We start from the raw sequence: 20,604 nt of genomic DNA, 5'->3' as shown, positions 1-20,604 counted from the left end.
CATGTTATCTCCTTTTCTTTTAAATGGTTTCCAGTATGTTAAGAAGGTCCTCAATGGATTTCTTCCCAAACTCAACTCTTTCCTGATTTATAATCATACAGGGAACACTCATAATCTGATAACGCTCTTTTAATTCCGGATAAAGAGCCAGATCATAGGTCCACGCATGAACCATTTCATTCTCTGCCGCAATCCTTCCGGCAGACATTACCGTGGTGGGGCACATGGTACAGGATAAAGACATCATGACCTTGATATCAACAGGCTTTTTAATGTCCCGGATTCTTTGTGCTTCCTCCGGGCTAAGTACCTGACCTGGTCCCGCCACATTATAAAGACCTATGACAAAGGAATTAAATTCATGACCACCTGGAATTGCATAGAACCGAAGTCCTGATTCCTTGCCATCTTCCCTCAGCACGCAAATAGCCGGAATTGTCTCAGTCGGTGATGTATCTTCTGATTCCCAGCTGACCAGGCATTCTACCTGATCGGAAATATCAGAAAGCTCCTTTAAGAAACCTTCCATCTGAGCCGCCAGAGGGCTTTTATCAAGCAAAGCCTTTACGATTACCTTACGCTCAAATTTTCCAAATAATTCTTTTAACTGGGCCTTCATCTCAGGCGTAATAAATTCTTCGCCGTCCTCACTCTCCGAAACAGCAGCATGAGCCTTCTGCTCTGCCTTTTCCGGTTCCTCTTTTCTTTCAATGCCAAGCTTTTCCCTTAGGTCTGCTACATATTTTTCCAAAGAGGTGGCTGCAACTGCACCGTCAGAAACGGCCGTCACCACCTGACGTAAGTTCTTCACACATACATCACCGGCTCCGTAAACTCCGGGAATATCTGTCATCTGGTCCGGATCTGTAATAATATATCCATCGTGATTTAAGGAGATTTTTCCTTTGATCCATTCCGTATCCGGAACATAGCCTGCAAAGACAAAGATTCCAAAGGTTCCGCCGTCTGGCGCTTCATACTGCCATTCTTCTCCGGTCTTACTATCCCGGAACCTGGCTTTCCTAAGTAAGGTATCTCCTGCTGCTTGCATAATCTCCGTATGGTAGTGGACTTCGATCTTCTCATGCTCTCTTGCCTTATCCGCTACTGACTCTGCACAGGTAAAATCATCTTCCCGTACAATAATCGTCACCTTTTTTGCATACTTGGTTAAGAATACGGCCTCTTCTGCGGCTGCAAAACCGCCACCGATGACAAACACATCCATTCCCGTAAAGAATTCTCCGTCACAGGTGGCACAGTAAGCAACTCCCCGGCCTTTGTATGTCTCTTCCCCCTGAAAGCCAATCATTCTGGGATTTGCACCTAAGGCAAGTACGACCCCAAGTGCATTTAATTCGCCTTTGTCTGTCTTCACCACCTTAATATCCCCAGATACGTCAATGTCAGTGACTCTGGCCATCTTAAATTCTGCGCCAAAGCTTTCCGCCTGTCTGCGCATCTTATCTGTCAGCGTTGTGCCGTCAATGCTTTCGATTCCGGGATAATTAACGATTTCAGAAGTAATCGTAATCTGCCCGCCAAGCTTTTCTTTTTCAAGCACCAGTACCTTAAATCTGGCCCTGGCAGCATAGATGGCTGCGGACAGGCCCGCTGGGCCTGCACCGACGACAATTACGTCATACAATCCATCCATAATATCCCACCTTTACAAGAGTCCAACTAGATCAAGGCTGGGCTTTAATGTTTTCTCACCTGGTTTCCAGTTTGCAGGACAAACCTCATCTCCATGTTCAGAAACGAACTGGGAAGCTTGTACCCGGCGGAATAATTCTTCCGCATTTCTTCCTACATTTCCTGCAATGACTTCATAAGCCACAATCTTACCTTCTGGATTCACCACAAAGGTTCCACGCTCTGCCAAACCAGACTCTTCAATCATAACATCAAAATCTCTTGCAAGTGCTCCGGTTGGATCCGCAAGCATGGGATAATTGATTTTCTTAATGGTCTTTGACACATCGTGCCATGCCTTGTGTACAAAATGAGTATCGCAGGATACACTGTAAATTTCACAACCAATCTTCTTAAAATCTTCGTATTTATCTGCAAGCTCTTCCAGCTCTGTGGGACAAACAAAAGTAAAATCTGCCGGATAGAAGAAGAATACTGACCATTTTCCCAGAACATCCTTCTTAGTCACTTCCTTAAATTCTCCGTTTATAAAACTCTGAACCTTAAAATCACTGATTTCTTTTCCAATAAATGACATACCATCTGTCTCCTTTCGCAATCGCTATACTAATTTAATATGGCATATTTCTATGCTTTTTATGAGTTAGTCAATACTAATTCATGTATTAATATTAGCACACATCTTCCAAAAGTTCAATAATGATATTGATAATAATTATTGTTTTATCAAAAACGCCGGAAAAGCTTAAAGGAACCCGTTTCCTCCGTAGCTTTTCCGGCGTCCCTTTTTCTGGTCAGGAAAGAATCCAAAAATTCAATTTGTCTTCTCCATATTCCAATGTAAAACGAAACCTTGAAAAATATTCGTCCAAACTTTTATAAAGAGCCTGAAACTCAGCTTCTCCATTCTCTTCACGGAGGGACTCAATACGGCACGACTGCCTCCCGCAGGCATCACGTAAGTGTATCCGGAAGCTTAATCCCTTTTCCTTTATCATCTCATTGCATTCTAATATCTGTTTTATGGAAATGATATTCATAATCCTTATTCCTGGCTCTGGTACTTTTTCGCCTGTTCTTCTATCAGCTCCAGATCATCAAAATAATTGATCTTCATGGCATCTTTTACATCTTTTAAGGTTTTAGCCGCTGTGTCCGCTGCCTTCTTAGAACCTTCCTTTAAAATCTGGAATACGTAAGGGATGTTTGCCTCATATTCCTTCCTTCTCTTTCTGATTGGCTCTAACTCAGCCTGTAGAATGCTGTTTAAAAATCTCTTGACCTTAACATCACCCAGACCGCCTCTTCTATAGTGGTCCTTTAATTCATCAAGATTTTTGTATTCCGGTAAGTATTTTTCAAAATCATCTTCCTTACAGAATGCATCAAGATAGGTAAATACCGTATTTCCTTCCACTTCACCCGGATCAGATACCTGTAAATGATTGGGATCTGTGAACATGCTCATTACCTTTTTCTTTACTTCCTCTTCTGTATCCGATAAATAGATACAGTTACCCAGGGATTTGCTCATCTTCGCCTTACCGTCAGTACCTGGAAGTCTTAAGCAGGCTTTGTTATCAGGAAGAAGGATATCCGGCTCTATGAGTGCTTCTCCATAAACGGAGTTGAATTTCCTTACGATTTCTCTGGTCTGCTCAATCATTGGCTCCTGATCCTCGCCCACCGGAACCGTGGTAGCCTTAAATGCCGTAATGTCAGCCGCCTGGCTGATGGGATAGGTAAAGAAGCCTACTGGTATACTGGTTTCAAAATTCCTCATGGCGATCTCAGACTTGACCGTTGGATTTCTCTGAAGTCTTGAGACAGTCACCAGGTTCATATAGTAAAAGGACAGCTCAGTCAGCTCCGCAATTTGGGACTGGATGAACAAGGTACACTTCTTCGGGTCCAGACCGCAGGCAAGATAATCCAGCGCGACCTCTATGATATTCTGACGAACCTTTTCGGGGTTGTCCGCATTGTCCGTCAATGCCTGGGCATCCGCAATCATAATATAAATCTCGTCAAATTCGCCGGAATTCTGCAGCTCCACTCTTCGTCTTAAGGAACCTACGTAGTGGCCGATATGCAGTTTTCCTGTGGGCCGGTCTCCCGTTAATATAATCTTTCCCATCTTTGTACCTCCAGTTGTATTATCAAGTTTAATTGTACCATTCATTCCGTATTTGTCAATGAGGCACCTTATATTCCTTCAAATACTCCTTCGGCATAATTTACGGAGGCCATGGCATCCCGGCAGTACTGGTCTGCGCCAATCGTTTTAGCATAATCAGCCGTTAAAACAGCACCTCCTACCATGACTTTTGTCTGGGGGGATTCCTTCCGTAGCTGTCTGATGGTTTCCTCCATGCTTGGAACTGTTGTGGTCATCAGAGCGCTTAAGCCTACCAGCTTAACCTGTTTTTCCACCGCTGTCTTTACGATCAGCTCTACCGGCACATCTTTTCCCAGATCGATGACATCGTAGCTGTAATTTTCAAGAAGGACCTTCACGATATTCTTCCCGATATCGTGGATATCTCCCCGTACCGTAGCAAGGATAACCGTTCCCTTTTTCCCTTCCTCCATACCGTTTTTGGCCAGCTGTTCCTTTATGACTTCAAAGGCTGCTTTCGCTGCCTCCGCACTCATTAACAGCTGGGGAAGGAACACCGTCCCCTTTTCAAATCCTTTTCCTACCCGGTCCAGGGCAGGAATCATCTCCTCATTGATGATAACAAGAGGTTCCTTGTCTTTAATCAGCTCTGTAACTGCCCCATGGGCTCTGTCCTTAAGACCTTTTTCAATGCTTTCTGATAAGGAAAGCTCTTTTCCTGCACCGCTTCCTCCTCCGGATGCTTCCCCTGGCCTTACGGTATCGCCAAGAGTAGCCACCTGTCCGCTGTACACCTGAATATAGCGGCTGCACTGAGGATCTAAATCAGAAAGGGTGAGATAGCTTAAATAAGAACGCATCATTGCTTCTGAATTTGGATTAATAATAGCAGCGTTTAAACCATTTTGAAGAGCCATGGTAAAAAATGCAGCATTGATGATCTCTCTTTGAGGAAGTCCAAAGGAAATGTTGGATACTCCAAGAATCGTCTTTCCATTCAGCTCGTCTCTTACCTTTCTCAAGGTTTCCAAAGTGGTTAAGGCGCCTTTGCTGTCAGAGCTGACCGTCATGCACAGGGCATCTATGACGATGTCCTTTTTTTCGATTCCATACTCCATGGCTTTTTGATAGATTTTTTCTGCGACTGCAATTCTGCCGTCTGCGGTCTCAGGAATTCCATCTTCATCAAGGGCCAGGGCAACAACCACACCTCCATACCGTTTGACCAGAGGAAAGATAGCTTCCATCACTTCCTGTTTGCCGTTTACGGAGTTAATAAGAGGTTTGCCGTTATAAATTCTCATGGCCCGTTCCATGGCTTCAATATCAGAAGTGTCAATCTGTAAGGGCAGGTCAATAATGCTTTGAATCTCCTTAATTACCTCTACCATCATAGACGCTTCATCGATTCCCGGAAGTCCTACATTGACATCAAGGACATGAGCTCCATTGTCCTGCTGGGAGACACCCTCTCTTAAAATGTATTCCAGGTTGTGGTCCCGAAGAGCCTGCTTGAATTTTGATTTCCCGGTGGGATTAATTCTTTCACCAATAATAACCGGCTCCCGGTCCAAAACAACTGCCTGGGCATAGGAGGAAATTACGGTGCGGTCCTTTTTATCCGGAAGCCTGACAGGGAAATCCTTACATAATGCCACTGTTTTTTCAATATGCTCCGGGGTGGTGCCACAGCAGCCTCCTATTACGCATGCTCCCATTAAAACGATCTCTGCCATAACTCTGGCAAACTCATCGGCATCAATATCGTAAACCGTTTTGCCTCCTTCGCTTCTTGGAAGTCCGGCATTGGGATTGACGATGACAGGTATGGAGGTCACCTTCATAATGTCCGCCAGAATGTCTTTCATCTGAATGGGGCCTAATCCACAGTTGATTCCAAGGGCATCTACTCTCAGTCCTTCTAGTAATGCAACAGTGGATTCTACATTACCGCCTGTCAGAAGCTTTCCTTTCTCATCAAAAATCATGGTCACGAATACAGGAAGGCTGGAATTTTCCTTTGCTGCCAGCACGGCCGCTTTTGTTTCATAGCTGTCGCTCATGGTTTCAATGAGGACCAGGTCCGCTCCCTCTTCTTCCCCGATTTTAACCACCTGGGAATACATGTTGTAGGCGTCCTCAAAATCAAGGTCACCCAGGGGTTTTAAAAGTTTTCCGGTAGGTCCTAGATCCAGGGCAATGTAGCCGCGCTTTTTCCCTTCGGGATAATTGGCTGTTTTAACTGCCTGTCTGGCATTATGAAGTGCTGCCCGTACTACCTCATCCAGATCGAATTCGGCTCCCTTATAAAACTTTAGCCCATTGGCTCCAAAGGTATTGGTCTTTATAATATCCGCGCCAGCCTCCAGGTAATCCCGGTGAAGCTTTGTAATAATATCCGGATGTACCACATTCCAGGTTTCTGGCAGCTCCCCCGGTTTTAAACCATTGGCCTGCAAAAGACTTCCGGTTCCTCCGTCAAAAAATACAATTCTTTTTCTGATCTCTTCTAAAATCCCTGTCATATATTCCTCCACTAAAATCTGTCCCTTTAATTTCTTCGGTATGCGCAATCTGTCTTTCCACAGGACTCGCATCCCTTGACCTCACACCGGTATGGTTTCTCGCTGACTCCCATAATTGCTGTCACTGATTTTGACGGTGTCATTAAGAGACTGTCCGTCAGCATAATGCCTACCCGCTTTGAGGTTTCCAAAACGGCTGTAATATCCTTCTGGCACTCTAAGGCAAAGTCACCGTATCCGGGGCTGAACCTTGGCCGTAAATAAAGGCCTCTGGCTTCATATTCCTGTTTCAGCTTTAAATTTTCCTGGTCACAAAATTCCTCGATCATAGCTGCCGCTGCCGCCTGCATGGTGACAGCCTTACTCATCTGAAGCTTTGTATATTTATGCAAAAGAACATCCACACCGGTCCCCAGCGTAGCTGCAAACAATATGACCTGACTGCAGTCTTTTAAATTCTTACTTAAATGCCTGCTTTTCGTTTCAAAAACAGTAAAATCAATCTCTTCCTCAGGCAGGAGCTTTAAGGGGAACGCGCGGCTGACGCTCTTACATGTGGCGGCAGCCGTCAGCTCCTTAATACATTCCTCAATCAGCCCGTTTACCGCATCATCCCCATCCTGTATGCCATATCCCAAGTACCTGCGAACTTCTTTACGGCTGATTTCCATGAGCCTTCCTCCTTATAAATCTGTGAAAGAATGGGTCCGGTCCTGCAACAGGCACCGAACCCTCAATGGTATGACTATAGTATCTCTGATAAGTTTTCCTTAATTTTATATGCAATATCCGGCTTATTCATAGAATACACATGAATGGCATTGACTCCGTTTGCGATGAGGTCAATGATCTGCTCTGTCGCATAAGCGATTCCAGCCTGCTTCATGGCTGCCGGATTATCCCCGAACCGGTCTACAATTGCCTTAAACCTGGAGGGCAGATAGGTTCCGGAGAGCTGACAGCTTCTTATAATCTGTCTTACATTGGTCACAGGCATAATTCCTGCAACGACCGGGACTGTAATTCCTTTTTCCCGTATGCGGTATAAATAGTTATATAATATATTATTATCAAAAAACATCTGAGTGGTTACAAAATCACAGCCTGCCTCTACCTTTTGTTTTAAATAATCCATATCAATGGTTTTGCTGGCAGACTCTACATGACCTTCCGGATAGCAGGCAGCGCCGATACAAAAATCTCCTGCTTCCTTAATCTCGCGGATCAGCTCAGAAGCATAGCTGTATTCTTTAGAAACTGCTCCGTCCTGAGGAATATCTCCTCTGAGAGCAAGCACGTTCTCAATGCCAGCCTCCTTTAATTCATGAAGAACCTCCCGGACCTTCTCTTTTGTAGAAGATACACAGGTTAAATGGGCAAGTGCCGTTACATGATGATTATGATGCAGTGCCGAGGCTATATCAACCGTATATTTGCTGGTTCCTCCACCTGCTCCATAGGTGACACTCATAAAAGCCGGGTTTAACTTCGCAATCTCTGCCGCCGCCCGCTCTACAGATTCATATTTATCCTCTGTCTTAGGGGGGAAAACTTCAAAAGACAAGGTCGGCTTTCCCTGGCTCAAAATGTCTTTAATCTTCATGCTGTCTGTCTCCAATCTTTCGTCTTTTTATCTTTTTAACACTTTACCACAAAAAATTGTTTCCTGCAACAATTACCGTCCCATAAAAATTTGTGCGATCGGTGAATTTCCTGGAAGAATCAGGGTATTGTTTTCGCCGGCAAGAGATGTTTTTGCTGCTTCCAGAGAACGGATAAAGGAATAAAAATCAGCTCTCTGGGGATTGCTGTAAGCCTCCGCCAGGATTCTCATGTACTCTGCCTCTCCCTCAGCTGTAACAGATGCAGCCGTTGCCTGGGCATCGGAAATGCTGATAGCAATCTCTCTGTCTGTGGTATTTTGTATTTTCTTTGCTTCTGCCTGCCCTTCTGCGGTATAAGTAGCTGCTATTTTATCACGTTCTGATATCATTCTTTCGTACACCGCTGCTTTGTTATCTACCGGAAGATCCAGACGTTTCGTCTCAACGGCCAGTAGCTTAATGCCGTACTGGCTCATATTCTCACCCACGTTCTTCATGATCGCCTGAGAAAGCTCTTCATCTCTGCTGCTGATGACATCGTTCTGGCTCATACTGCTGATGACATTTTTTACGGAGTTATAAACTACCGTATCAATTCTTCCTTCCGCATTGGCAATGGAAGAATTTAAGGACTGGGCGAACCTTAAGGGGTCTTCAATCTTCCATAATACATAGCTGTCACTTAACATGGTCTTCTTATCCATGGTAATGACATCAGAAGCTGCCAGATCGTAAATTAAAATCTGTCTTGGCAGCGTATCTGCTGTCTGTATCAGGGGAATCTTCATAGTAACACCAGCTGTATTTATGACCCGTTCCACACGGCCGAACTGACGTATTAATTTATATTCATTTTCATTGGTGACGACAAGGGAACCAGACAATACGATGACCGCTAAAAGAGCGAAAAATACAAGGACGGCTTTTTTTAGTTTCTGTTTCATTCTGTTTTCTCCTTTTCTGGGCTGTTTCCTCCACCGGTGAAGCTATCCAAAGGAAGGATTGTGCTGGTCTTATCAGTTCCGTCTATAATGACTTTCATATTTGGAAGTACCTTTTCCATGGTTTCATAGAACATTCGCTTTTTCGTAACTTCCGGATTCTTTTCGTATTCCATGAACATCGCATTGAATTTTGCTACTTCTGCATTGGCTTCATTGATTCTTTTCGCTTTTGTTGATTCTGCATCCTGTAATATCTTATCGGTCTGAGCGGTTGCCTCCGGTAGCTTTTCGTTGCGGTATTTATTTGCATTGTTAATGGCAGTCTCTTTTCCCTGCTTTGCAGTTTCTACTGCCTTAAAGGCTTCCATGACCTCTTTGGTCGGCGGTTCAGAATCCTGAATGGTCACATTTACGACTGTAAGGCCTATTTCATGCCCTTCCAGCTTTTCCATGATCATCTGCTTAATCTTTGTCTGAATTTCATTCTTTCCAGTAGTCAATACGGCATCCACATCATAGCTTCCAATCACGGTACGAATGCAGCTTTTTGTAATGCTCTGTAAGACCTTCAGGGGATCCTCTGAGCCATAGACTGCCTTCACTGGATCTGATACCTTATACTCTGTAAAAAAGTCTACGTTAACGAAATTATAATCTTTGGTGATCATCAGAGAATCCTCCTCCTTGCTTTCGTTATCGTCAGGATTATAGCCAATGGCAAATCCCTGAATGGTGGTGTTCACTTTCTTTACCTTCTGGACAAACGGTACTTTAAAATGAAGCCCCGGATCTGTCACCGCCCTTGGCCTGCCCATTGTCGTTACGACTGCCTGCTCCTGTTCCTGGATGTTGTATATGGAACCAAAACCAATCACTGGAACTGCCACCAATAAAACGGCTGCGATACCTGACTTCTTAAGGATTTTCTTTATCCTTTTCCATACCTCTCTTTTTTGAGGATCAAACGTTTCCATAATGTGCTCCTTTCTTTACTTACCCTCTATGTTTATGCTCTCGTAAAGGAAACAAGAAAGAGTCTGACTTGTCAGACTCTGGCACTGACGCGCTGTCACTTTAGTGACATCTTCCTCTTAAGCGTCATGTGCATCCTGCATGGAATGCTTTTTATTATATAGGGGTGTATACCCCCCTATATAATAAAAAAGACCTTTATTGACACCTTTACGGTATCAATAAAAGTCTTGCACATTTCATAAGGATGCGGATAAATCACTTTACCGTTCTGACGCAATCTTATCCAGCAAATGCTGGCAGCTACTCCCTTTTACGATTGAAGCTATTATATCAGATCCATAGCTGTGTGTCAAATGAAACCCTTAGTATATTGCTGGTAAGGATTAAGTTTCCCCATGTTCTGTGGAAAGTAAGGTATTATAGGATACCGTTACCTGAAGAGTGTCATCTTCTTCATATACATACAAGGAAAAAATTCCATCAGTAAAAATAGTTTCCTCTCCCCGTTCCAGTCCTCCCCTGACCTGCTCCATAATGACTGGAACACTGCTCTCCTCCAAAGGAATCTGAGCGGACGTTTCTGTTGTCTTTAAAAACTGCTCCAGATAAGCCAAGGATGCTTCTTTATCTTTTATGGAAGAGATATAATCATGCATCTCCCCGGTTGCAGTGTCATAATTGATCTCCACATACTGGTATACATATCCCTCATCTTTTGAAGTCAGCTGACTGGTCACCTCGTCCTCCAGATAATAGCCTTCCACAGTATCATAATAAGATATGGAACCCGAATCTGTTTTCATCTCATAATTATCGGAATAAACTGCCTGGGGTTTTAGGAGAAACCCATAGGAATTCGCCTCAATATACTGTCCCATGGAATCCATGATTTCTTTCCCTGATACCGGAAAATGATTGTAACCATTGCAGGGAATTCCGGCTGCCTTTACATCCTCTTCCTTTAAGTCCTTAAAACCGGAATCATCAAATGGATATGAAACTTCGTAATCCTTCGCTTTATCCAGAAATCGGTCCGCTTTTTTTGCAATATCAGGCAGAGAACCAGCTATGATAAAAAGGAAGGTAATAATTCCTGCTATGGAAACAGGAAATCTCCTACCCACTTTTTTCTTGGGCGATACTGAGGAGCCCGACGGTATGTAATCCCTGGGCGGCTGGGCGTCCATAGGAGGTGTCGCTGTACGCGGTGGTGTCATGGTTCTTGCTGGCTGTAAGGTTTTAGCTGGCTGAGCTGACCCTGTCCTGACCGGCTGAGAGGAGATTGTGAGCTTAGGCTGCTCAGCAGTTCCATTCGATTGAGAGCCGATTGGTGCAATTTCCTTTGCAGGCGGCTTTTCATTTAAATAATAATTCATTTCCCATATGACGGGACGGCGAATAATCTTTTTGCATCGGGCACAGAAGTTGGCCTCATTGACCGGAAGATCACAAACCGGGCATATCTTTCTTTTCACTTTTGTCTTCCCCCTATCCAAGTACCAGATGGGCCACAGCTATTTCATCATCTTCGTGGAAACCCTGGGCACAAACCTGGATATTATATACATATGTTTCCTCAAGGCCGGTAAGTGCAGAGATTTCTTTTATATTTTTCCCCTCACCAGCCAATGCCAGTACCTGATGAACGTCCTCAATGGTCTTTTTTAATAACTCATCAGAAGGACTGGGAGCCAAAAGCTCTCCATGATCAAGATCTGATTCCAGAATAAAATCCTCCAGAGACATCTCCTTGCCCTTCTCCTGACTGTCATAATAGTCCTCAGAAATTTCCCAATCATTCAATTTATCAGACATACTGTCACTCCTTTCCAAAACAGGCAGGTTCGTCGGAACCTGCCTGATATGTAACAAAATATGTTTTATCGTTTATTTCTTAAAAAATCTGGTATGTTGATCTGAACTTCTTTGTTCACAGTTGGACGGTAAGGCTGTCCATTATTTCCCTGGGAAGCTCCCTGCGGGTTGTTCTGTGGCTGGTAGTTTGGCTTCTGATAATTATTGCCCGCATAGTTCTGGTTGCCGTAATTTCCATTGCCATTCTGATAGTTCTGGTTGTTGTTATAATTAGGAGCAGTGTAATTGCTGTTATTGTTATTATTGTTATAGTTCTGGTTGAAGTTCGGATTAAATCCTGGATTTGCTGCTGTAGCTGCTGCTTCCTGGTTACCAGCCCCGCTCTGAGGTGCTGCTGTCTTTGGCTGTTTAAAGTTTGGATTGGAGAAATTCGTCATGACCTTGGATACCGGTGTCTCTGACTGCATATCAAGTCCGGTAGCGATAACAGTAATGCTTGCTTCGTCCTGAGCGTTCTCATCGTACATAGCACCAAAGATAATGTTGGCATCATCTCCTGCCATCTCCTGAACGTAGCTGGCTGCTTCGTTTGCCTCAATCAGGCTGATATCACCGGAAATGTTAATGATTACATGGGAAGCTCCTTCGATGGTTGTCTCAAGCAGAGGGCTTGATACAGCCTGCTTAACAGCTTCTAAGGCCTTCTCATCACCCTTAGCACGTCCAATTCCGATATGGGCGATGCCCTTGTCTGTCATAACGGTCTGAACATCAGCAAAGTCCAAGTTAATAAGTCCTGGTACGTTGATTAAGTCAGTAATACCCTGTACTGCCTGCTGAAGAACCTCATCAGCCTTTCTTAATGCGTCCGGCATGGTTGTGCGTCTGTCCACGATTTCAAGAAGGCGGTCATTTGGAATCACAATTAAGGTATCAACGCTTTCCTTTAAGCGCTCAATACCGTTAATAGCATTGGTCATACGAGTTCTTGCTTCGAAACGGAAAGGCTTTGTAACAACGCCGACCGTAAGAATGCCCATGTCTTTTGCGATTTTTGCAACAACAGGAGCTGCACCGGTTCCGGTTCCGCCTCCCATACCACAGGTTACGAATACCATATCAGCGCCCTTCATGGCCTGAGCCAGCTCGTCCGCATTCTCTTCTGCTGCCTTCTCACCCATCTCCGGCTTTGCACCTGCACCAAGTCCCTTGGTCAGTTTTTCTCCGATCTGCATAGCTGTTGGTGCCTTACAAAACTGTAACGCCTGCTTGTCCGTGTTGATGCCAAGAAATTCCACACCAGCGATATTCTCATCGATCATGCGGTTCACCGCATTGTTTCCGGCACCGCCTACTCCGATAACCAGAATTCTTGCGGCATTGTCCGCCTCATTTATCTTAATCTCTAACAAGATTATATCCTCCTTTAACCATAAACAGCTTACTATATAAACCTAATTAATATAATATTTGATTTTTACAAAAATATCAACTATTTTTTAAACAAAATTGCTTGCAAATTATGTAAATTCATTTATCCTTTACAAATCGATAAGATGTGACAGTTTCCGCCTCATCGTAAGTGTCCAGATATAATGTTCCCTTAAGCCCCTTTAAAACTGGAAGCTGATCATTCAACTCGGAGATCTTTCCATTCATCTGGTCATTGCTTCCAAGAAAGACCTTGATCCCTTCCATCATAAGGGTGGCATCCCCTCTGGTATCATATTGAATCTGATCTACTAATATCCCATGAGTGGATAACAGCTGGGTCAGGGTCAGTATTTCATTAAATATCCTGCCATTTTCCACAGGAAGGGGCTGGTGCAGGGCAATATGCCCATATTTAAGCCCGACGATCTTCGGAATCCCAGGCAGTTCCCCGTTTGAGCTTTCCACGATGATTCCGTCCTTATCAAAATACATATAGCTTCCCATGTAAGAAATATAGCCTACTACGGTTTTTTCATAGACGATCACCTCGACCTTCACCGGGCTTTGGAATACGATTTTATAGTCTTCTACAAACGGAATCTGTTCGTGTTTCTGAAAACGATCCTTGTAGATACAATAAATCGCATTCCGGTCCCAGCTGCCCTTGAAAATAAGGTTTTCGATCTGTTCCGAAGTATATTTTTTATTGCCGGTCACCTTAATCTCCTTGATTTGAAGTGATAAAAAGGCAATGGCAACCAAAAAGATCACTGCCACGGCAATTCCAATTTTAACTTTTCCTCTGCTGCTTTTTAAATATCTCATTCCATCCCTCTGATTACCGCACCAAGACTGCTAAGATCCCGGCAGATATCTTCGTATCCCCGTTCAATGTGGTAGCATTCATGAATCTCTGTGACGCCTTCGCATGCCAGACCAGCCACCACCAGTGCCGCACCGCCTCTTAAGTCGGGGGCTGTTACCCGTTTTCCTGACAGGGGATAAAGACCATGTACAATGGCGTGCCTGCCATCTATGATAACGTCTGCTCCCAGCTTCTTTAGCTCTTTGGCAGTTGCGAACCGCCCTTCAAAAATAGTTTCCGTAAGTCTTCCCGTCCCATGTCCCGATGCCATCACTGCCATGATCTGAGACTGAAGATCCGTGGGAAATCCAGGATAGGGTGAAGTCACCACATCGAGACAGTCAGGGCGTCCCTTCATAGACACCTCTAATCCGTCACGGTAGGTTTTCAGTTCTGCGCCCATGCGTTCTGCAAGTGTGAGAGCCGCTGATAGTTCCTCTGGCCGGATTCCCGTTATAGAGATGTTCCCTTCTGCGGCCATAACTGCCGCTAAGTAAGTTCCTGCTACGATCCGGTCTCCTGCTACAATAAATTCAGAATCGTGGAGATTATTTACACCCATGACCGTCAGCTTTGAGGTTCCGGCTCCTTCAATCTTCGCACCCATATTGTTTAAAAATTCACAAAGAGTGGTGATCTCCGGCTCTTTTGCCGCTCCCCGGATTACAGTGATTCCTTTGGCAAATACGGAAGCAAGCAGTGCATTCTCTGTTGCTCCCACACTGGGAAACTTAAGTTCTATATCAGCACCTGTGAGTGTTCTTGCAGATACAATAAGCTTTTCGACCTTCTCTTCAACCACTGCCCCAAGTTTCTGAAATGCAGATAAATGAAGATCAATCGGTCTCTGTCCAATGGAACAGCCGCCAGGAAAACTTGTAACTGCAAGACCTGTTCTCCCAAGAAGGGGGCCGGACAAAATAATGGACGACCGCATGCTCTTTATATATTCTTCCGGAATCTCTGCCTGAGTAATTGATGATGCGTTTACGATCAGTGTATTGCCGTCCAAGCGGCAATCACAGCCAATACGCTGAAGTATCCCCAGCATACAGAACACATCCTGTATCCTGGGGACGTTATGAATCACTGTTGTACCTTTATGGAGAACCGCCGCTGCCATCATGGGCAGAACAGCATTTTTGGAACCCTGAATCTTTATCTCACCTTTTAAGGATCGTAACCCCTGGACCTGTATGACTGACAATCCGGTACCTCCCATGGCTTCTTATATACTATCCTATGTTAAAAGTGAGAGAATGGTATCAAATTTTATCATTTTTCCAGCTTTATCTGGTTGGAAACGCTTAAAACCATACCCATTTCCATCATAAGAAACATGACCGAGGTACCCCCATAACTGATGAACGGCAGGGTAATACCCGTATTCGGTATGGTATTGGTAACTACTGCAATGTTAAGGATAACCTGTATGGCAATATGTCCCATGACTCCAACCACAAGAAGCGCACCAAACAGATCCGGTGCATTGTCTGCAATCAGCATGAAACGGTATATCATGAAGAGAAAAATGAGAATGACTGATACCGCTCCAAAAAGCCCCAGCTCTTCGCAGATAATGGAAAAAATCATATCGTTTTGCGCCTCAGGCACAAATCCCATCTTCTGTATGCTCTCTCCCAGGCCTCTTCCGACAAGGCCGCCGGAACCAATGGCATATAAGCCCTGTAATACCTGATATCCACCGGTAGACGGGTATGCCTCCGGCTCCAGCCATACTAAGATACGGCCCAGCTGATAATCATGCAGGATGTTCATTTTCTGAAGAACGGTAGCCACAGGCCCTGCAAAAGCCAAAAGTGCTACTCCACCTAAACCACAGGCAAAAAACGGCCATTTCTTTTTACATGCCACAAACAGCATGACAAAAGCAATTCCCAAAATAATAATTCCGGAGCTTAAGTTATTTGCAGCAACGATACCTGCAATGGGAACGGTCGTAATGATGACCAGAATGACTCCATTTCTTGTATTGATATTTTTACCCATCTGTACAATCATGAGAGCCAGCATAACGATCAAAGCGATTTTTACAAACTCTGTAGGCTGAAAGGAAAGAGAGCCGACTCCAAGCCACCTCTTTTTTCCGTTTGCCTCAATACCCACAAGAGAAACTGCAATCATAAGTATGTAGGAAAGCACATAAGCAAACACTGCAAACTTTCCATACCAGTGATAATCCATTCTGGATATTATAATCATAAGTACAAAGCCACCAAGTGCGATCTTTGCCTGCTTCATCATAAAAAATGCCGCATTATTGAATTTAAGCTGAGCAGCGTAAGAACTGGAGCTGTATATCATGACAAGTCCAAAGACTGTCAGGAATATCACGGTAAATAAAAGGCTGTAATCGTAAAAACGGCGTGGTTTATTCTTTTTCTTCACTGGCCTTTTTTCTGCCATATCATTCCTCCTCGCCAACCATACTTCTATGCAGAAAGTACCTTAGAGATTGCGGACGCATTCTTTAAAGATTTCGCCGCGTTCCTCATAGCATTTAAACATGCCCCAGCTGGCACATGCCGGAGAGAGAAGTACATAATCTCCGTTATTGGCATAGGAAGCGCAGACACTGACAGCTTCCTGCATATCCTCTGCATACATCACATTGGTAAAGCCATGTCTTGCGGCACATTCGGCAATTTTTTCCCTGGTCTGTCCAAGCAAAACCATATATCTTACCTTACCGTCAAAGGACTCGATCCATTCATCATACTCCGATTCCTTATCATACCCTCCCGCTATGAGAATAGTAGGACCAGGCATAGCCTTAACAGCCTGAATGGCTGCATCAGGGTTAGTACCCTTGGAATCATTGTAATATTTAACCCCTGACTTCTCTGCCACATATTCAATTCTATGCTCCACTGCCTTAAATTCACAGACTGCCTTTTTAATCACTTCCATGGGAACCTTTGCTTCCACAGCCATAGCAATGGCTGCCATAACATTCTCATGATTATGACGTCCAAGAAGCTTTAATTCATGAACGGAAACGATATCTTCCCGCACACCTTCATGATTGCGGATGATCATGTCCCCATCAAGGCAATACCCTTCTTTTAAAGCTTCCCGGCTGCTGAAAAATACCACCTTTGATTTTACCGTACTTCCAAACGCTCTTAACACCGGGTCGTCATAATTTAAGACGCAAGAATCCTCTGCTCCCTGGTTTTTTGTAATGCTTTCCTTTACTTTTATGTAACAATCCATTGTTTTATGACGATTTAAGTGATCCGGAGTGATATTAAGGATCGCACTGACATGGGGTCTAAAGTCTGTTATCGTCTCTAACTGAAAGCTGCTGATCTCTGCTACGGTCACAGAATCTTCCGTTGTTTTAAGCGCTTCCTCTGTATAAGGAATTCCAATGTTTCCTACCACAAAAACGTGATCATAAAAAGCCTTCATGATCTCTCCGGTGAGAGCCGTTGTGGTGGTCTTTCCATTGGTCCCGGTGATAGCAAGGAGCTTACCTCTGGCATGGTGATATGCCAGCTGAATCTCACTCCAGATTGGGATATTCTCCTCATTTAAAACCGCTACAAAAGGGGCATCAAGAGAAATACCAGGGCTGATGACACAAAGGTCAACACCTGCTAAATCTTCCTTTTTTAATTCCCCCAGCAAAACGGAGAAGGATCCCTCTCCCTTAAACTGTTCTGACAGCTCATCCTTATTTAAGGCATCATTGCTGTCATAAAGTACAACTTCATCACCCGTCTTTAAAATCATCCTGGAGGCGGCGATACCACTTTTTCCACTGCCGGCTACTAAAATCTTCTGACTCATATGGTTTCTCTCCTATAATCCAAGGTAAGCAAGCAGGCAAAGAACTGCCGTAATAATAGCAAACACAGCGACCACCCTGGTTTCAGACCATCCGCTCAGTTCAAAATGGTGATGAATGGGGGCCATCTTAAAAATTCTTTTGCCGCCTGTTTTCTTAAAATATGTCACCTGAATAATGACAGATAACACTTCCAGCAAATAAATGAAGCCGATTATGGCGATGAAAACCGGTATCTGCATCATAAAGGCACTGGAAGCTACAAAGCCTCCAAGTCCAAGGGAACCGGTATCTCCCATAAATACTCTGGCCGGATAAACATTAAAAAGTAAAAATCCAAGAAGGCTTCCTACGACGGCTCCTGTAATGGGGCTGATGCCAGTCTTTTCCCCAATAGCAACCACAGTAAGGAACGTAGCAACCAAAATGGTCACACTGGTACACAGTCCGTCCAGACCATCAGTAAAATTAACGCCGTTATCCGTTCCTATGACAATGAAAAATACAGCGGGTACAAAGAATATTCCCAGGTTCAGATAAAGTCCTTTATCAAAGCCTCCGGTAAATGGAATCAGCATTCCCGTGCCCACGTCTTTTGAATGAATGAGATAATAAGCAAAAATTCCTGTGATGATTAACTGCCCGGCCATCTTTTGAACAGGGGTAAGCCCCTCTGACCGTTTCATCACGATCTTGATATAATCATCAAGAAATCCAACAATTCCAAATCCTACCGTCATAAAAAGCACAGGAATGATCTTTGGATAATCCCTGATATAAAACAAGGACGTGATGATAACACTGGTCAGTATAATAAGTCCTCCCATGGTGGGAGTCCCCTGTTTTTTCAAATGGCTTTCAGGACCTTCCTTACGGACCTCCTGGCCAAATTTCAGTCTGTGTAAAAATGGAATCACTATGGGACACAGCATGGCGCTGATGGCAAAAGCTATGATGATTGCCAGAATCGTTTCGTTAATCATGTCACACCTCAATATTTTATGTATTCGTATATCAAAAGTACACAGTAAGTAGTATACGTCTTTTTTTCCGAATAATCAACCACTGATTCGAAACGTGGAAACAGTTTTTTCCTCTGTTGGCTCTATTCCCATATAAGGAAGAATATTCTTAAAAATATCTGCGATAACCGGTGCCGCAATGGTTCCTCCATAATAAATTCCCTGAGGTTCATCAATGGTAATAAGCGCAATTACCTCTGGATCATTTGCCGGCGCAAAGCCTACAAAAGAAGAAATATATTTCTTTAAGCTTCTTGGAAGCTTTTCTGATGTAGCTGTTTTACCTCCGACCCGATAGCCGTCGAGTTTTGCCTTTTTACCGCTTCCTTCTGCTACTACCTCTTCCAGGATATAGCGCATGGTCTCACTGGTCTGCTGGGATACAATTCCCTCTTTCATTGGATAAGTAAAGGTATGAGAGGACTCTCCGTCAGCAGTGATTGCTTTCACACCAAAGTGAGGGGTTATACGGTTTCCGCCGTTTACAATAGAGGCTGCCGTTGTGATAAGCTGCAGTGGGGTTATCTGGAATGACTGACCAAAGGATACGGTGGCAAGTTCTACCAGTCCCATATCCTGCTTTCTATGCATGATGGTAGACGCCTCACCTGGTACGTCGATTCCTGTCTTCCCTTTTAACCCGAACTGTTCAAAATACTTATAATAATTGTCTACACCAAGGCGCTGTCCTACATCGATTAAAACCGGGTTACAGGAGTTCATCATTCCCTGAAGAAAGGATTCTGAACCATGACCGCCCACCTTATGGCACCGTATCTTACGATCTTCCACCACCCGAAATCCCGGGCAGGAAAAATGATCATCAAGCTTAACCACTCCAGCCTCAAGACCTGCTGCAGCCGTTATGATTTTAAAAGTGGAACCTGGCTCATACGTATCATTGATGCAGGGATTTCTCCACATCTGATTTAACAGATCCTGTTTTTCCTTGGCGGACGCAGGTATTTCTGCATTGGTATTTAAGGTAAATGGATCGTTAAGATTAAACTCCGGAACGTTTACCATTGCCTTGATCTCCCCGTTTTTAGGGTTCATTACAATGATAGATACTTTCTTCGCTCCCTTTTTCTCCATGACCTGATAGGCAGCCTGTTCACAATATTTCTGTATATTTACATCCAGGCTGATCTGCAGTGTCTGACCGGAGATGGGCTCAATCCTGTCTTCTGCTGCATTTTCAATTTCAATTCCTGCCGCATCAGACATGGTGAGAATCTTTCCATTCATTCCTTTTAAATACTGCTCGTATTTTACTTCCAGTCCGATAATTCCCTGATTATCCCCGCCAGTAAAGCCTAATACCTTGGAAGCCATGGTATCATAAGGATAATAACGCTTATAATCCTCATCCACCTTTACTCCAGCAAGATGATACGTACGGATCTGATCTCCCAGGGCCTTGTCTACATTGGTCTTAATAATTTCCCTTGAGCTGTACTTCTCTACCTTCTTACGTATTTCAGCTTCCTCAATCCCCAACTCCTTAGACAGGACCGCCACCACTTCATCCGGCTTTTTCACCTGATTATGAATGACCGAAATGGTACAAACCGTCCGATTGGTTGCGATGACGGTACCATTGGCATCAATGATATTTCCTCTGGCAGCCTTTATGGTCCTCTCGCGTTCATGTAGATCTTCGGCCATGGCGCTGTAATGTTCGGATTGGAAGATCATTAGAAAAATAAGCCGACCCATCAGTCCTGTCATGGCGAGAAACAACAGGAAAAACAGGAGGGCTATTTTCTCTCTGTGATGTGTTTTGTTTGAATTCATATGCTGCTCCACCGTCATTATTGTTACAGTATAT

At 44.0% G+C, this 20,604-nt stretch carries 18 protein-coding genes; all 18 read right to left on the bottom strand.

What is annotated here, in order from left to right; translation table 11 throughout:
* Positions 1-19: 19 nt before the first annotated feature.
* Entirely contained in the window at positions 20-1,657 is a 1,638-nt protein-coding gene (locus OW255_RS08735; RefSeq protein WP_024836296.1) for an FAD-dependent oxidoreductase, read from the bottom strand.
* A gap of 12 nt (positions 1,658-1,669) precedes the next feature.
* The gene (gene ahpC / locus OW255_RS08730) at positions 1,670-2,233 is read right to left on the bottom strand and encodes an alkyl hydroperoxide reductase subunit C (RefSeq protein ID WP_024836297.1); all 564 of its coding nucleotides are present in this window, start codon (positions 2,231-2,233) and stop codon (positions 1,670-1,672) included.
* 217 nt (positions 2,234-2,450) lie between these two features.
* The gene (locus OW255_RS21075) at positions 2,451-2,654 is read right to left on the bottom strand and encodes an RDAC family protein (protein WP_416861722.1); all 204 of its coding nucleotides are present in this window, start codon (positions 2,652-2,654) and stop codon (positions 2,451-2,453) included.
* A gap of 47 nt (positions 2,655-2,701) precedes the next feature.
* Positions 2,702-3,793: a tryptophan--tRNA ligase gene (gene trpS / locus OW255_RS08725; RefSeq protein WP_024836299.1), complete on the bottom strand. Its 1,092-nt coding sequence runs from the start codon at positions 3,791-3,793 to the stop codon at positions 2,702-2,704.
* A gap of 68 nt (positions 3,794-3,861) precedes the next feature.
* Positions 3,862-6,300: a homocysteine S-methyltransferase family protein gene (locus OW255_RS08720; protein WP_268116373.1), complete on the bottom strand. Its 2,439-nt coding sequence runs from the start codon at positions 6,298-6,300 to the stop codon at positions 3,862-3,864.
* 26 nt (positions 6,301-6,326) lie between these two features.
* Positions 6,327-6,971 carry a vitamin B12 dependent-methionine synthase activation domain-containing protein gene (locus OW255_RS08715; protein ID WP_268116372.1) on the bottom strand — a complete coding sequence of 215 codons (645 nt, stop codon included), beginning with the start codon at positions 6,969-6,971 and terminating at the stop codon, positions 6,327-6,329.
* Between the two features lie 74 nt (positions 6,972-7,045).
* Entirely contained in the window at positions 7,046-7,903 is an 858-nt protein-coding gene (gene metF / locus OW255_RS08710) for a methylenetetrahydrofolate reductase [NAD(P)H] (RefSeq protein WP_026890888.1), read from the bottom strand.
* 72 nt (positions 7,904-7,975) lie between these two features.
* The gene (gene hflC / locus OW255_RS08705) at positions 7,976-8,848 is read right to left on the bottom strand and encodes a protease modulator HflC (RefSeq protein ID WP_024836303.1); all 873 of its coding nucleotides are present in this window, start codon (positions 8,846-8,848) and stop codon (positions 7,976-7,978) included.
* Positions 8,845-9,822, bottom strand: a complete 978-nt coding sequence (gene hflK / locus OW255_RS08700) for an FtsH protease activity modulator HflK (protein WP_035317626.1) — start codon at positions 9,820-9,822, stop codon at positions 8,845-8,847. Before hflK ends, hflC begins: the two co-directional genes overlap by 4 nt.
* Before the next feature lie 384 nt (positions 9,823-10,206).
* Entirely contained in the window at positions 10,207-11,298 is a 1,092-nt protein-coding gene (locus OW255_RS08695; RefSeq protein WP_268116371.1) for a hypothetical protein, read from the bottom strand.
* Between the two features lie 13 nt (positions 11,299-11,311).
* Positions 11,312-11,638, bottom strand: coding sequence for a hypothetical protein (locus OW255_RS08690; RefSeq protein WP_024836305.1), 327 nt, complete (start codon positions 11,636-11,638; stop codon positions 11,312-11,314).
* A gap of 65 nt (positions 11,639-11,703) precedes the next feature.
* On the bottom strand, positions 11,704-13,050 hold the full coding sequence (ftsZ, locus tag OW255_RS08685) for a cell division protein FtsZ (protein ID WP_024836306.1): 1,347 nt from the start codon (positions 13,048-13,050) through the stop codon (positions 11,704-11,706).
* Positions 13,051-13,168: 118 nt separating this feature from the next.
* Positions 13,169-13,897, bottom strand: coding sequence for a cell division protein FtsQ/DivIB (locus tag OW255_RS08680; protein ID WP_024836307.1), 729 nt, complete (start codon positions 13,895-13,897; stop codon positions 13,169-13,171).
* Positions 13,894-15,144, bottom strand: coding sequence for a UDP-N-acetylglucosamine 1-carboxyvinyltransferase (gene murA, locus OW255_RS08675; RefSeq protein WP_024836308.1), 1,251 nt, complete (start codon positions 15,142-15,144; stop codon positions 13,894-13,896). The genes OW255_RS08680 and murA overlap by 4 nt, the downstream gene beginning before the upstream one ends.
* Positions 15,145-15,212: 68 nt before the next feature.
* Entirely contained in the window at positions 15,213-16,364 is a 1,152-nt protein-coding gene (locus OW255_RS08670; protein WP_024836309.1) for an FtsW/RodA/SpoVE family cell cycle protein, read from the bottom strand.
* Between the two features lie 42 nt (positions 16,365-16,406).
* The gene (murD, locus tag OW255_RS08665; RefSeq protein WP_024836310.1) at positions 16,407-17,753 is read right to left on the bottom strand and encodes a UDP-N-acetylmuramoyl-L-alanine--D-glutamate ligase; all 1,347 of its coding nucleotides are present in this window, start codon (positions 17,751-17,753) and stop codon (positions 16,407-16,409) included.
* 12 nt (positions 17,754-17,765) lie between these two features.
* On the bottom strand, positions 17,766-18,734 hold the full coding sequence (gene mraY / locus OW255_RS08660; RefSeq protein ID WP_024836311.1) for a phospho-N-acetylmuramoyl-pentapeptide-transferase: 969 nt from the start codon (positions 18,732-18,734) through the stop codon (positions 17,766-17,768).
* A 75-nt stretch (positions 18,735-18,809) separates the two neighbouring features.
* A complete protein-coding gene (locus OW255_RS08655) occupies positions 18,810-20,570 on the bottom strand; it encodes a peptidoglycan D,D-transpeptidase FtsI family protein (RefSeq protein WP_024836312.1) in 1,761 nt (586 codons plus the stop codon).
* Positions 20,571-20,604 lie beyond the last annotated feature (34 nt).

It is taken from the genome of Lacrimispora xylanolytica, assembly GCF_026723765.1.
In the GTDB taxonomy this organism is placed as follows: Bacteria; Bacillota; Clostridia; order Lachnospirales; family Lachnospiraceae; genus Lacrimispora; species Lacrimispora xylanolytica.
Note: the sequence above shows the minus strand (reverse complement) of the source record. Positions and strands in the feature narration are given on the sequence as shown.

Coding starts and splice junctions, on each gene's coding strand:
- metF (WP_026890888.1), bottom strand. CDS start 7,903: ATGAAGATTAAAGACATTTTGAGCCAGGGAAAGCCGACCTTGTCTTTT.
- trpS (WP_024836299.1), bottom strand. CDS start 3,793: ATGGGAAAGATTATATTAACGGGAGACCGGCCCACAGGAAAACTGCAT.
- OW255_RS21075 (WP_416861722.1), bottom strand. CDS start 2,654: ATGATAAAGGAAAAGGGATTAAGCTTCCGGATACACTTACGTGATGCC.
- mraY (WP_024836311.1), bottom strand. CDS start 18,734: ATGATTAACGAAACGATTCTGGCAATCATCATAGCTTTTGCCATCAGC.
- OW255_RS08690 (WP_024836305.1), bottom strand. CDS start 11,638: ATGTCTGATAAATTGAATGATTGGGAAATTTCTGAGGACTATTATGAC.
- OW255_RS08680 (WP_024836307.1), bottom strand. CDS start 13,897: ATGAGATATTTAAAAAGCAGCAGAGGAAAAGTTAAAATTGGAATTGCC.
- murD (WP_024836310.1), bottom strand. CDS start 17,753: ATGAGTCAGAAGATTTTAGTAGCCGGCAGTGGAAAAAGTGGTATCGCC.
- hflK (WP_035317626.1), bottom strand. CDS start 9,822: ATGGAAACGTTTGATCCTCAAAAAAGAGAGGTATGGAAAAGGATAAAG.
- OW255_RS08720 (WP_268116373.1), bottom strand. CDS start 6,300: ATGACAGGGATTTTAGAAGAGATCAGAAAAAGAATTGTATTTTTTGAC.
- OW255_RS08670 (WP_024836309.1), bottom strand. CDS start 16,364: ATGGCAGAAAAAAGGCCAGTGAAGAAAAAGAATAAACCACGCCGTTTT.
- OW255_RS08735 (WP_024836296.1), bottom strand. CDS start 1,657: ATGGATGGATTGTATGACGTAATTGTCGTCGGTGCAGGCCCAGCGGGC.
- OW255_RS08715 (WP_268116372.1), bottom strand. CDS start 6,971: ATGGAAATCAGCCGTAAAGAAGTTCGCAGGTACTTGGGATATGGCATA.
- ahpC (WP_024836297.1), bottom strand. CDS start 2,233: ATGTCATTTATTGGAAAAGAAATCAGTGATTTTAAGGTTCAGAGTTTT.
- OW255_RS08655 (WP_024836312.1), bottom strand. CDS start 20,570: ATGAATTCAAACAAAACACATCACAGAGAGAAAATAGCCCTCCTGTTT.
- hflC (WP_024836303.1), bottom strand. CDS start 8,848: ATGAAACAGAAACTAAAAAAAGCCGTCCTTGTATTTTTCGCTCTTTTA.